Consider the following 12,024-nt stretch of genomic DNA (forward strand, 5'->3'; position numbering starts at 1 on the left):
TCGTCTCCTACCTTGATTCTAATATTATTGTTACGGGTCCGTCGTTTTCAAGCCCTACTTTCATATCCGCGGCAAAAACTCCCGTTTGAATTCTGTCGGCGGCATACTGCCTGCGACATTCATCAACAAATTTTTCGTAATACAGATTTGCAGTTACAGGTTCCATTGCAGTTGTAAAATCAGGACGCAGACCTTTTTTGCAGTTCCCTGCCAGAGTAAACTGGCTGACCACTATCACTCCGCCGTCAATATCTTTAACAGATCTGCCCATCTTGCCGTTTTCGTCCTCAAATATGCGCAGATTCATTGACTTATAGGCAAGTTCAGCACATTTTTCAGCTTCATCACCCTTTTCAACTCCGAAAAGGATCAAAAGACCTTTGTCTATTTCAGCCTGAGTCTGCCCGTCAATACGGACGTATGCACTGTTAACTCTTTGAAGCACAGCTTTCATCTAATCACCTTCAACAGATCAAGTTTCATCACCCTCAAGGCAGAGTAGTACACAACACAGCCCAGAACAATATTTATAAGGACGTGAAGTCCATGTTTATCAGCAAAGAAAACAACAGCAGACATAGCTGCCGCGGAAATAATTATTTTCGCTATAAAACTAAAACTGCTGACAACTGAGTAACTATAGTGTTTCAGCTTTATATAAAGAAACAAGCAGTTCACAAGAGCCGCAATAGATGCCGCCAGTGCTATCCCGCCATGCCCTAACGGTTTCATAAACAGAAAACCGAGCAGAACGTTGAACACAAAGCCTATAAAAGCGGCTCTTAAGGGAGTTTTTACATCCTTATCCGAATAATATATGCGACTGAAAACACTTATCAGTGAATAGAATAACAATCCGGAAGAATACATTCTGAGGGCAAATGATGTCGCCCTGACGTCCATTGCGCCAAACGACAGTCTGCCGTAAATGAGCGATATTATCGGTTCGGCAAGAATAATAAGTCCTGCCGACGCAGGTATCATAATAACAAGAATAGCATTCACCGCCTTATCTATAAGCTTGTTGCGCTGTCCGAAATCACCATTGGAATTTGCCACGCTTATCTCTGTCAGTGTAACAGTGCCGACAGCAACTGCAAACATCCCAAGTGGAAACTGAAAAAGCCTGTTAGCATAATACAGATACGATATACTGCCGATTGTAAGGAAAGATGCAATTATTCTGCCGACCATAAAATTAAGCTGACTTATCCCTACGCTGGCGAGTGAAGGAAGAACATAATAAAATGTCTGTAGTGCATCCTTATTGATGCCGCTGAAAAAAACAGGTCTGTAACCATTATAAACAGCCGCTCCGAACACCAGAAAAAGCTGGAGTATTCCGCCGACAAGCACACCGTAGCACAGTATATTCATATTGCCAGAGTGCATATATCCAAGCCATGCGCCTATTATCATAGATATATTAAGAACAGCAGTTGAAGCAGCAGGCAGATAGTAAGTGTCTTTTATATTAAGGTATCCTGAAAAAAGCGCGCATACGGATATCAGAAGAAGGTAAGGCATAAGAATCACAAGCATTGATGCGGCAGAACTCAAAATCCAGGGGTCATGTCTATATCCAGGCATAAAGACTGTAACTGAAAATTCAGGAAATATAAAAACCAAGACAAGCAGAACCAGAATGACGGCGGACACAAAAACTATAAGACTTGTCAGGTAATCGGATGCAGAACGTTCCCCTTCTTTGGTGAGTTTATCGCTAAGTACGGGGACAAATACGGAAGACAACGCGCCCTCAGCAAAAAATGCGCGAAAAAGATTCGGTATGGCAAAGGCAACAAAAAAAGCGTCTGTAAGGGCATTTGCGCCGAAAAAGCCCGCCACAAGCACATCCCGCACCATCCCGAATACTCTGCTGGTCAGAATACCCAGTCCGGATTTAAGCACTTTTTTAACAAATCCTGCCATGACAATTATTTCCTTAAAAAAAAACGTAAATTGACTTTACACGTTAAAACACATCGGATATAATGAGACATTGAAAAATATCATAAATAAACGATATTTGCACGGAGATTATGGTTATGACTAAATCAGAACTGATCGAAGTAATTGCTACACTCAACCCCGAACTTACAAAAAAACAGATCGAATTCATCGTTAACGGTGTTTTCCAAAACATCAAAGACGCTCTGAAAGCCGGAGACAAAGTAGAGATCAGAGGCTTCGGAAGCTTCAAGATCAGAGAAAAGAACTCCAAACTCGGTCGCAATCCCAAAACCGGAGACAAAGTGGAAGTACCTTCCAAAAACGTACCCTACTTCAAACCCGGCAAAGAGATTAAAGAACTTCTGATCGAAGCTGAGTAAAAACCGTTTCTGGAAACCCGGGTCTGCCCATTAGGGAAACTTACCCTCTTTCTATATGATAGAGCTATAAGATATGGGTCAGATTTTAAATCGCTGATGTATTGAAAGTACCGACAGCTTTTGCTGTGTTCGGGTTCTTCAGATTTTTTTATTCAAAAGCGCCGATTTGATACTTTTTGAATTGTATTTTTTATGGATATGCTGTTTGCGTATCTTATTGGATATCTTTTTCCCAATCTCCGTCTTTTCTCTCTCAAGTCGATACTCAACCTTCTTGTGTTCAGCAAGAAGGTTTTTTATTGCGTTTTTTACATCTTCCGGTTTCTCCGGCATGTTATCAAGAATTTGGAATATCTGGGAAAGATAATTACTGTAAATTTGATATTTTTCCAAGAATGAATCGTTGAATTCTCTTTCGTTTAAATCTTTTGCAGCGTCATACGCTTGTTTAAACATTACATGAAAATCAGATTGGCTCATCAGGATTGTTTCCTTATCAGCTATATTTCGGACACAGAATGTTATTCAAACGGGTAAAACTGCATTACTGTGTTCGGATCCGCCTTTTTATGTGCATTCAGAGCAGTTTCCGAGCTGTCGGAAAATTTCTGCTTAAGCAGGTCGAGCATCTCGAACGCTTCATCTTTTGAAGTGATAGCGTTTGAGCTTTGAACTGCAAGTCTGTTTTCGTTTCTTATGCCTATAACATCAGACATATACTGCTTGTCAGCAGAAACGGACTCGGCAGACGTTTTGCCCGAATTCACATCTTCAGACTCAGATTGTGTTTTCTTCCTGTCCATTTGCAGGAGCTTTTCCCGCAAATTGACAACGGAACTGTTAGGGTTGATAGTCATAGTTTATCCGGCAAAGTTGATGGATCTGACTTCCGCCTCCTGAGGCTCCTGTTTTGCGGCTGTGCCCTCTTCTTTCTGGACAACTTCACGCCAGGCTTCTCTCAGGTTCGACATAAGTTTTATAACACTCTCAACCTTGTCTTTACTTTTCTCCCTGTTTGCTTCTATAAGCTGCCAAACCATGAAATCATAGAGTCTAAGGAGGTTTTTTGAAATATCTCCGGCATCCATGTTCAGGGTGGACATTAGTTCATAGATAATATTCTGGGCTTTCATAATGTTATTATGTGAGTCCTGAATATTTTTGTCGTCAATAGCTTTAACAGCAATCCTCATAAACTTGATAGCTCCATCATACAGTAAGAGAACAAGTTTTCCTTTGGTGGCGCCTTCAACTTCCTGTTTGATGTAGTTCTTGTAAGGGCTTTGCATAGATTAAAACTCCTATAGTATACATTAAGATGACGATGATGTCACGCTGCTTAATGCTGATGACTGAGACTGTGCATCGGATATAGCTTTTTCCATAGCCGTAAACTGCGCCCAATACCGTTCAAGCTCCTGCTGAACCCTGTCTTCCTGATCGCTGATCTTCGTTGCCAGCTTATTCAGGTATGTCTGCAAGGTTCCGGTCGTCCCCAGTTTCGCACCAATCATACCATCTGAATCGGTATACGCATCAAGCACATAATCACCAAAGTATCTTGCCCAGCCGACTTCATTCTCTATCTGCTGTTTGATCTGGGCAGCTTCTTTGGAGTTAGTAGCATCATCTTCATCTAAATCGGATGAATTCGCAAAAATGTATATACATCTTTAGGATTATTTGTAAGTGCATCCATAAAAGTTTCATTGCCTTCCAGAGCGGCATATATTTCATCGTAATCAGTGGACAGCGTAACAAGGTATCCGTACACCTCTTTTGAAGTATCACCGGCGCCTGCAACTTCTATGCCGAGGTCAGACATATCGTTTATGGAGCTTGTTATCCCAGGACGTTCTGCAAAAAAAGATTTTCTGAGGTTGGTGTCGAGATTGCGAAGTTCAGAGCTTCGTCTGATTATTTTATAGCTGTTATAAAGCTCATATTTCTCTTGATAGTTGGCGATATCGTCTTCGCTCATGCTCTCTTTGTCTGTGTCGGTGAGATACTCAATGTATTTATCCTCTTCATCGTCATCAACTTCGGGTGTGTATAGTTTTTCCATGAGTACGTTATAGTGTTGTATCAGCTTTGCGAAAGCCGCTACCCCCTTTGAAGGATCAACGCTTACCCCTATCGTTGTTGATTCCGAGCTTGCGGAGTTTATTGTAAATGTCAGACCGGCAACAACATCGTCTATCACATTGGTGTCTCTGACATATGTGGTTCCGTCAACAGTGAATACCGCTCTGCTGCCCTCTTCGCCTATTGTTGTTGTAACAGTAGTATCGTCTGTCAGGTTGAAAGCTTCAAGTATATTGCTGGTGTCAGATGCTGAACCGACAGTTATAGGATCTATGGTATTTGATTTTATTTTGACTTTGTCGGAAGCAGAGTCGTAGCTCATCGTGACTTTTGCACCGGACTTGTTAACTTTGTCTATGAGCGTTTGTATAGTGTCCACAGATGTGTCAACGTAAATAGATACGCCGTTTATAGTAAAAGTCCCTGTATATGGATAAGTTGTAAGTCCGGCGTTTGAAAGCTTTGTTGTCGTGCTTATGCTTCCTGCCGTACTGCCCACAGTGTACGTTGTTTCGCTCGTAGTATCGAATTTAAAAAGTTTCAGCAAACTGCTGGTGTCGCTGTAATCGCCAAGCGTTATGGTCTTCGCTCCGCTTTCGTTTGACTCCAGTTTAAATTTTTTGGTGGATGAATCATAGGTTGCCGTGACACCCGCACCGGAACTGTTGATCATACCTAATACATCATCTACGCTAAGCTTTGTGTAATCACTGATAGTTATGGCGACGTCGTTTATTGTGAACGTACCGTTCAGACTTGTGCTGGCAGCAACTGAAAATCCGGCGTTTTGAAGTCCGTCGGTAGACGTGTTCAGAGTACCCGATGTAACAGTGTCGGAAACGTAAGAAGAATAGGTTGATGCAGATACTTTAAGCGATGCATCCTGCGCAAATACAAACGTTCCCGTGGTTATTGTACCTGACTGTTCAATAGTTGCTCCCGGAATAAGACCCGATATAGAACTGGCAAGCTTGTTCTGTAAATTTGCTGCCGTATCAGCAAGATGATACTTATTAATTTTAGTCACTGTTGAAAGCGTTGGAGAAGACGACGCTGAAAAACCGAGTTCATCCCTTAGAGTTGTACTGTCGTCACCGCCAAATGCAATGTTGAAATCGTCTATGGTAGTTTCATACATGGAAAAATTCCATGCAGATGATGTGCTGTTATAATCGGCTCTCATGGTGACATACTGTACGTTATTTGTTCCCATAGAAGCGTTCAGAGCATTGTTCAATGTATCTTCGATATTAGTGGATACAACGTTGATATCCTGTCCTGAAGTACCGAAGGTACCGCTGATTGTAACTGTCTGGTTGTTCCCGTCGGCATCCGTATATGTAAACTGAAGATCACCTGAAATATCTGATGTCAAGGCTCCGTTGGCGTCAACACTAGAAAAAGTTGAACCAGCCTGTTTTGAAACGGATCCGATGTTGCTTACTTCAAAAACGTCGGTGGAAAGATATTTTGAAGATACTGTCGAAATAGTAACCGTATGTTTCCCTTCAAGAGATTCGGTTGCTCTGCCTGATATTTTTGTAATATTCGCTCCTGCCGTAACCATTCCTACACGGGTATATGAACTCAATGCTTCTGAGTTTTTTGCCAGTTTTGAAACTGTCAGAGAGTGGGTACCTATATCCGCTTCAGTTGTTGCTGTGGCGGTGGCGACAGATTCGTTTGTGGAGGATATCTTTTTACTCAAAAACGTCGATTCAAGTTTAAGAGACAGAAGATCAGAAGACATATCCCCCATCATATCATTGATAGAAGTATATGTATTTTTTTCCAGCGCTTTATATGAATACTGTCCGTTCAGCCTGTCCACTGCAATATTTGCCTGCTGTGTAAGCTGCTCAACCAGAGCGTTCGTGTCCAATCCCGAAACAATGCCGCCTACCTGTATTCCGGCCATGGGTCAACCTCCTGAGGATATCAGTCTATTCGGACTGATTTCTTCCAATCTTTAGAAACAAATTGCCCAATCATCAAAAATGTATTAAGCAATAGGTATGAAAAATATTATCGTTTACGACTGCGACGGCGTGCTTTTTGACAGCACTATGGCGGTTAGGGGTTATTACGACTTCGTATTTGAAAAATACGGAGTCCCCGTTATCGACTGGGAAAACCCTTCTCTTGTAAAACTCGCCATGATGGGAACCAACGAAGGAATAATCAGGCATTTCGTCAGCGACGAAAAACTGATTGCCGAGATGCTTGAATTCGCCATGAAAATGAACTTTAAAATGTTCATCGACCTCATGAAGCCTAATCCAAACATACACGAAACCCTCGAAAAGCTCCGAAATTCCGGACGCAGCCTCGCTGTTTTTACAAACAGAGGCATATCGCTTTCATACCTTCTGGAACATTTCGGTATGGGAAATTTTTTCTCCTACACCGTCACATGCATGGATGTAGCAAAACCGAAGCCAAACCCTGAGGGGCTCTACAAGATAATGGAATATTTCGGCAGTAAAAAAGAAGAGCTACTATTCATCGGCGATTCGATGACGGACTATCTGGCTGCAAAAACGGCAGATATTCATTTCCTCGCCTATGAAAACGAGCTCGAGGACAGCAGGATCATAAAAGACCACGCAGAGGTTTTCGATTATCTGTGTGCAAGCTCCTTTAGAGCCTGATAAACGGAATAAGGCGTATTGAGTGTTTCAGGACCTGTACCGAGAGCTATTTTGAGTTTGTTGTCCCCGTGGAAATCGCTTCCGCCTGAAACCCCCAGACCGAATTTATTCGCCATAGCAAGATAAAACGGACGTCTTTCAGGAGCGACTTCCGAGCAGAACACCTCTATGGCGTCAAGCCCTTTTTCCTTGTATTCAGCGAGGAAACCCTCCATAAGATCATCTTCAAGGTGTAAACTGACGGGATGCGCCAGAACGGTTATGCCGCCTGCTCCGTGTATCATAGCCGCCGCATCGTCAAAACAAAGTCTTGCCTTATCAGCATAGAGCGGTTTCCCCTTCGCCAGATACTTATCAAAAGCCTCCTGCATAGTTGAAACGACATGACATTTTATGAGAAATTTCGCTATGTGCGGTCTGCCAAGCTCGCCTTCGTTTCCATCGGAAACGTCCGCAAGCGTTACTTCCCGCCCCAGAAGGTTGCTGACGGATGTAAGTATCTTCTCATTTCTTTCTCTGCGTACTTTTTTAAGGAAATCCAGAGTCTCATTCAGTTTTTTTTCACGATAATCCAAAAAAAGCCCGACGAGATGGAACGTTCCTTTGTCGTAATCTATGCTGAGTTCCGTGCCAGCCACACGTTCAACTTTTGTTTCGTGGAAAAAGAAATCAGGCAGCCCGTCCACAGTATCGTGATCTGTCAGGGCAAGAACCTCAACACCTCTTTTTTCAGCATATTCAAGGAGTTTCACCGGAGAAAACGTACCGTCAGAATAGGTTGAATGGCAATGCAGATCTATCATGAAAAACTCCTTGTTATTATCATTTTAACAATATATTATGTCATATTATGTATAGATTTCAGTATATACTTTACAGAATTTGTGTCAACGTTATTGGAATAGGTTTTGCATCGCTCATTATGGAGAGCATCAATGTGAAATCATACGGCGCTCTGCTTGCGGCCGCGCTTATACTTACGTTTTTTCAGACTTTTCTGCGTCCGCTCCTGTTTTTTCTGACACTTCCCTTTCAGATACTCAGTCTGGGAGTGGGATATATGATAATTAACTCCATGCTTCTGCTTCTGACGGCACACTTTATCGAAGAGCTTGTTATAAAAGGCTTCTGGGCGGCATTTCTAGGCGCCATCATCATCAGCATCGTAAATCTGGTGTTCGATTCCTTTTCATCCCGCTCCGCCGTCAAATTTTATTACCGCAAAGGCGAATGAACTAATGAACAAAAAGCTGTATAAAATCGTCTTTATAGACGAAGATAAAAAGGTTCAGACCATACACGCAAGCTACCTGAACCCGTCCTCATTCCTCGGTCTGATAGAGATATCGGACATAGTTTTCATAGGTCAGTCGGACATAATCATCTCTCCCGACGACGGGAAACTGAAAGAGGTCTTTAAAAACGTCGAACGCTCATATATTCCTCTGAATTATATAGTGCGAATTGACGAAATTACTATGCATAAAGAAACTCCGGTTATAAGGCTATATAGTGAAACTCAAACTGATTCATAAATACATTCTAAAAGAACTGCTGCCGATATTTTTCCTCGGCAATGTATTTTTTATACTGCTTCTGCTTCTGGACAAACTTGTCGACTTGTCAGACCTTTTTTTTCACAAAAAGCGTCCCCGGCTGGCTGATAATCCAGACCGTAATATATTATCTGCCATCCTTTTTCGTAATAACCATACCAACGTCGGCACTGCTTGCAGTTATATTCGTTTTCGGAAGGATGTCTTCAGAAAGTGAGATAATAGCCATGCGGTCGTTCGGCGCAGGTAAAAGATTTTTCCTTTTGCCCGCAATGATATTTGCCATAGGAGTTTTCGCTCTCGGTGTTGCAATGAGCACCTATCTGATGCCGAAAGGAAGTTTTTTGGCGGCTGAAAACGTGCTTAAAATGGCAAAACTGATATCAATCAGGGATATCAAGGAAAAAGAGCTTTACGAAGAGCTTAAGGGCTATGTTTTTTACGCTGAGAAGAAAATAAGCGATACCAAATACGCAAGACTCATGATAATTGATAAATCAAAGAACTCAGTCATAACCGCCGAGACTGCAAAGATTATCCCTACAGGGGACGCAGGACTGCTGCTTGAACTTTCAAACGGGCGCATAGCAACAATCCGCGAAGATAACATGCACTCAACAATAAATTTTGATAAATTCGTAATCAACGCTCCTCTTGCCGAGGCTTCCAGAGTGACGATAAAAACAGAGCGTCTGATGCCTATGAACGAACTCAGAGCAAACTTCAATGAAGACCCTATATACAAATTTGAATACTCCAAACGCTTCTCTATGCCTTTTGCGGCAATCATCATGTGCGTGTTCGGTATGAGTATCGGTATGTTCTTCCACAGAAGCGGAAAAACAATGGCGATCCCGTCAACGGTCTTAATTGTAGTTGTATACAATATGATGTTCCTTGTTGCGCAGAACATTGCGGCGGAAGGCAGCATCGAGCCGTTCTTCGCGGCATGGGTGCCTAACGTATTCTTCGGCATAATCAGCATCTTCGCTTACGAGAGAGTTTTATGATTTCCAAATTTGATAAATATGTCATATCTTTATTTCTTAAATATACAGTTGTGGTTCAGATTGTTGTAGGAATTATTTCACTGCTGGCAAGTGCCGCAATGCACACTGATCTGATAGATAAATATAAGGTCGGCATTGTTCAGGTGCTGGTTTTTGACATGATGAAGATACCCTATCTGCTCTATACCACCATGCCGATGTCAATTGTAATTTCCACCATGCTGGTCATGCTGACACTTATAAAAAACAACGAACTGATGGCATACGTTTCCCTCGGCGGGAAGATACGCAACCTGATTCAGCCGTTTCTTATATCCGGCGCGGTTGTTTCACTGCTGCTCGTCCTTACTGCGAACACCATCAACCCGAAAGTTATGTATATGCGCGAAAAATACGCCGCAGAGATAATATATAAAAAAGAGATGGACATCCGCCCTTCTCTCACTAACATATGGATGAAGCTTCACGGCAACAAATTCATTCACATAACCGCCCTTGACCCTGAAAAGATGGAATTTCACTATGTCACCGAATACACCCTCAATGATAAACTGCAGGTGGAATCAATCGAAACCTATAATTCTGCGAAAAAAGACGGCGACAAATGGAAACTGTTCAATCAGAAAAAATACGACATGATGAACGTTCCTAAAAAAACCTATGACGTCAGAAATATAACCATGACAAAACCCATATTTGACGAACTTTCAAAAATGCCGTTCCTCAAACCGCAGTTTGTGTCAATCGGCGATATATACAAAGTTGCCGAGGTTATGAAAAATCAAAATGTTAATACTTCTAAATACATGCTCCAGATATATAAAATATTCGCTCACGCAATAAGCGTTCTGGTCATAATACTGGTCATCTTCCCGCTTTGCGTGGACTTTAACAGAAACCACTCATACATAAAAGCTGCGGCAAAGTCGCTGGGTGTTGGTTTTGGATTCTGGATGAGCGTTGCCTCATGTGCATCTCTTGGCAAAAACGGCGTTCTCAGCCCCTTTATGTCAAGTTTTCTGCCCATCATTCTGTTCGCATGTCTTGCTGCGTTCATCATTTACAGGCGTGAGCATGCAATGTAGTTTTATTGAACATATTACAGTTTGACTTTACATGTGTATTGGAATAATATTCGGAGTTTACTAATATAAGGAGTGTTCCAAATGGCAAAAATAGCAGTTTTACCGGGTGACGGAATCGGACCCGAAGTGATGCAGCAGGCTATTAAGGTCCTGAACAAAGTATCTGAAAAATATAACAAAACATTTGAATTCAGCTTTGCCGACATAGGCGGTATAGCTATAGACAACCACGGCACCCCTCTGCCCGAATCCACACTGAAACTTTGCGAACAGTCAGACGCTATCCTGTTCGGCTCTGTCGGCGGTCCGAAATGGGAAAACCTCCCCCCTGCCCAACAGCCCGAAAGAGGCGCTCTGCTCCCTCTGCGTAAGCATTTCGGTCTTTTCTGCAACATCAGACCCGTAAAGATATTCCCTTCCCTCATTGATGCAAGCTCGCTTAAAAACGAACTTATCCCCGAGGGACTTGACATAGCTTTCTTCCGCGAACTGACAGGCGGGATCTACTTCGGTCAGCCCAAAGAGATAAACGCTGAACGCACCATGGGTATGGATACAATGCTCTATACAAAACCCGAAGTTGAGCGTATCGCAAAACTTGCCTTTGAAGCCGCCAGACTGCGCAACAACAAAGTTACCAGCGTTGACAAGGCAAACGTACTTATGTCTTCCATCCTTTGGAGAGAAACCGTTACAGAGGTTCACAAAAGCTATCCTGACGTTGAGCTTAACCACATGTATGTTGACAATGCCGCTATGCAGCTTGTCCGCTGGCCGTCCCAGTTTGACGTTGTAGTGACAGAGAACATGTTCGGCGATATCCTTTCTGACGAAGCAGCAATGCTTACAGGTTCTCTCGGCATGCTTCCTTCCGCATCCATCAACGAGTCCAACTTCGGACTTTACGAACCCATCGGCGGAACTGCACCCGACATAGCAGGACAGAACATAGCAAACCCCATCGCACAGATAATGTCAGCGGCTCTTATGTGCCGTTACTCTCTGGGCTTGGACGCTGCTGCAACTGATATAGAAAATGCTATTCAGAAAGTTCTGGACGAAGGTTACAGAACCGGAGACATCTTCAACAAGAACAAAACAGGTCAGACACTGGTCAAAACAGACAAGATGGGCGACCTCATCTCTGAAAGAATATAACTTAAAAAGGCGACCTTACGGTCGCCTCAGATTGTTGACAAACGCCATGTAATTGCAATTACATGGCGTTTTCTGTTATATTATGTGATGCTTAAAGAGACAGAAGACCAATTTCAAACAGAACTCTATCTTAACATAGATGACCT

14 protein-coding genes and 1 pseudogene are annotated in these 12,024 nt (G+C 42.6%); 7 read left to right on the forward strand and 8 right to left on the reverse strand.

Annotated elements, in window-relative coordinates; all coding sequences use genetic code 11:
• Positions 1 to 7: 7 nt before the first annotated feature.
• Together dtd and murJ are read right to left on the reverse strand one after the other, a co-directional pair.
• Positions 8 to 454 (reverse strand): D-aminoacyl-tRNA deacylase, encoded by a 447-nt coding sequence (gene dtd, locus LRY47_RS03480; RefSeq protein WP_295222637.1) that lies wholly within the window; start codon positions 452 to 454, stop codon positions 8 to 10.
• On the reverse strand, positions 451 to 1,932 hold the full coding sequence (murJ, locus tag LRY47_RS03485; RefSeq protein ID WP_295222639.1) for a murein biosynthesis integral membrane protein MurJ: 1,482 nt from the start codon (positions 1,930 to 1,932) through the stop codon (positions 451 to 453). Before murJ ends, dtd begins: the two co-directional genes overlap by 4 nt.
• Before the next feature lie 116 nt (positions 1,933 to 2,048).
• Between murJ and LRY47_RS03490 the strand changes: the two genes are divergently transcribed.
• Positions 2,049 to 2,333 (forward strand): integration host factor subunit beta, encoded by a 285-nt coding sequence (locus LRY47_RS03490; protein WP_295222641.1) that lies wholly within the window; start codon positions 2,049 to 2,051, stop codon positions 2,331 to 2,333.
• Positions 2,334 to 2,471: 138 nt separating this feature from the next.
• Here the strand turns inward: LRY47_RS03490 and LRY47_RS03495 are convergent, their stop codons facing one another.
• The 5 genes from LRY47_RS03495 to fliD (LRY47_RS03515) all read right to left on the reverse strand — a co-directional run bounded on the left by LRY47_RS03495 (position 2,472) and on the right by fliD (LRY47_RS03515) (position 6,336).
• The gene (locus tag LRY47_RS03495; RefSeq protein ID WP_295222643.1) at positions 2,472 to 2,813 is read right to left on the reverse strand and encodes a hypothetical protein; all 342 of its coding nucleotides are present in this window, start codon (positions 2,811 to 2,813) and stop codon (positions 2,472 to 2,474) included.
• Positions 2,814 to 2,854: 41 nt separating this feature from the next.
• Complete coding sequence (locus LRY47_RS03500) at positions 2,855 to 3,190, reverse strand: hypothetical protein (RefSeq protein WP_295222645.1); 336 nt, start codon at positions 3,188 to 3,190, stop codon at positions 2,855 to 2,857.
• Positions 3,191 to 3,193: 3 nt separating this feature from the next.
• Positions 3,194 to 3,622 carry a flagellar export chaperone FliS gene (gene fliS / locus LRY47_RS03505; RefSeq protein WP_295222646.1) on the reverse strand — a complete coding sequence of 143 codons (429 nt, stop codon included), beginning with the start codon at positions 3,620 to 3,622 and terminating at the stop codon, positions 3,194 to 3,196.
• A gap of 24 nt (positions 3,623 to 3,646) precedes the next feature.
• Positions 3,647 to 3,877, reverse strand: a complete 231-nt coding sequence (gene fliD / locus LRY47_RS03510; protein ID WP_295222648.1) for a flagellar filament capping protein FliD — start codon at positions 3,875 to 3,877, stop codon at positions 3,647 to 3,649.
• Positions 3,878 to 3,969: 92 nt separating this feature from the next.
• On the reverse strand, positions 3,970 to 6,336 hold the full coding sequence (gene fliD / locus LRY47_RS03515; protein WP_295222650.1) for a flagellar filament capping protein FliD: 2,367 nt from the start codon (positions 6,334 to 6,336) through the stop codon (positions 3,970 to 3,972).
• A gap of 97 nt (positions 6,337 to 6,433) precedes the next feature.
• Between fliD (LRY47_RS03515) and LRY47_RS03520 the strand changes: the two genes are divergently transcribed.
• Entirely contained in the window at positions 6,434 to 7,069 is a 636-nt protein-coding gene (locus LRY47_RS03520) for an HAD family hydrolase (RefSeq protein ID WP_295222652.1), read from the forward strand.
• Here LRY47_RS03520 and LRY47_RS03525 read toward each other — a convergent pair.
• Positions 7,039 to 7,872 (reverse strand): PHP domain-containing protein, encoded by an 834-nt coding sequence (locus tag LRY47_RS03525; protein ID WP_295222654.1) that lies wholly within the window; start codon positions 7,870 to 7,872, stop codon positions 7,039 to 7,041. The two genes, LRY47_RS03520 and LRY47_RS03525, sit on opposite strands and share 31 nt — an antisense overlap.
• Before the next feature lie 47 nt (positions 7,873 to 7,919).
• On the opposite strand from LRY47_RS03525, the gene LRY47_RS03530 reads away from it, so the two are divergent.
• From LRY47_RS03530 to leuB, 5 genes and pseudogenes are all read left to right on the forward strand, one after another.
• Positions 7,920 to 8,303 (forward strand): phage holin family protein, encoded by a 384-nt coding sequence (locus LRY47_RS03530; RefSeq protein ID WP_295222655.1) that lies wholly within the window; start codon positions 7,920 to 7,922, stop codon positions 8,301 to 8,303.
• Positions 8,304 to 8,307: 4 nt separating this feature from the next.
• Positions 8,308 to 8,604 (forward strand): DUF1820 family protein, encoded by a 297-nt coding sequence (locus LRY47_RS03535; RefSeq protein WP_295222657.1) that lies wholly within the window; start codon positions 8,308 to 8,310, stop codon positions 8,602 to 8,604.
• Positions 8,605 to 8,633: 29 nt separating this feature from the next.
• Positions 8,634 to 9,635, forward strand: a pseudogene (locus LRY47_RS03540) (LptF/LptG family permease); the annotation flags it as partial.
• Entirely contained in the window at positions 9,632 to 10,720 is a 1,089-nt protein-coding gene (locus LRY47_RS03545) for an LptF/LptG family permease (protein WP_295222658.1), read from the forward strand. The pseudogene LRY47_RS03540 and the gene LRY47_RS03545, both read left to right, overlap by 4 nt.
• Positions 10,721 to 10,792: 72 nt before the next feature.
• Positions 10,793 to 11,878, forward strand: a complete 1,086-nt coding sequence (gene leuB / locus LRY47_RS03550) for a 3-isopropylmalate dehydrogenase (protein WP_366043180.1) — start codon at positions 10,793 to 10,795, stop codon at positions 11,876 to 11,878.
• The last annotated feature ends 146 nt before the right edge of the window (positions 11,879 to 12,024 follow it).

The organism is Seleniivibrio sp. (genome assembly GCF_021209385.1).
Taxonomy (GTDB): Bacteria; Chrysiogenota; Deferribacteres; order Deferribacterales; family Geovibrionaceae; genus Seleniivibrio.

What these genes read in the sequence shown, in the direction of transcription:
- fliS (WP_295222646.1), bottom strand. Translation starts at nt 3,622, where the DNA reads ATGCAAAGCCCTTACAAGAACTACATCAAACAGGAAGTTGAAGGCGCC.
- LRY47_RS03490 (WP_295222641.1), top strand. Translation starts at nt 2,049, where the DNA reads ATGACTAAATCAGAACTGATCGAAGTAATTGCTACACTCAACCCCGAA.
- murJ (WP_295222639.1), bottom strand. Translation starts at nt 1,932, where the DNA reads ATGGCAGGATTTGTTAAAAAAGTGCTTAAATCCGGACTGGGTATTCTG.
- LRY47_RS03545 (WP_295222658.1), top strand. Translation starts at nt 9,632, where the DNA reads ATGATTTCCAAATTTGATAAATATGTCATATCTTTATTTCTTAAATAT.
- LRY47_RS03495 (WP_295222643.1), bottom strand. Translation starts at nt 2,813, where the DNA reads ATGAGCCAATCTGATTTTCATGTAATGTTTAAACAAGCGTATGACGCT.
- LRY47_RS03520 (WP_295222652.1), top strand. Translation starts at nt 6,434, where the DNA reads ATGAAAAATATTATCGTTTACGACTGCGACGGCGTGCTTTTTGACAGC.
- dtd (WP_295222637.1), bottom strand. Translation starts at nt 454, where the DNA reads ATGAAAGCTGTGCTTCAAAGAGTTAACAGTGCATACGTCCGTATTGAC.
- LRY47_RS03535 (WP_295222657.1), top strand. Translation starts at nt 8,308, where the DNA reads ATGAACAAAAAGCTGTATAAAATCGTCTTTATAGACGAAGATAAAAAG.
- fliD (WP_295222650.1), bottom strand. Translation starts at nt 6,336, where the DNA reads ATGGCCGGAATACAGGTAGGCGGCATTGTTTCGGGATTGGACACGAAC.
- LRY47_RS03525 (WP_295222654.1), bottom strand. Translation starts at nt 7,872, where the DNA reads ATGATAGATCTGCATTGCCATTCAACCTATTCTGACGGTACGTTTTCT.
- LRY47_RS03500 (WP_295222645.1), bottom strand. Translation starts at nt 3,190, where the DNA reads ATGACTATCAACCCTAACAGTTCCGTTGTCAATTTGCGGGAAAAGCTC.
- LRY47_RS03530 (WP_295222655.1), top strand. Translation starts at nt 7,920, where the DNA reads ATGTATAGATTTCAGTATATACTTTACAGAATTTGTGTCAACGTTATT.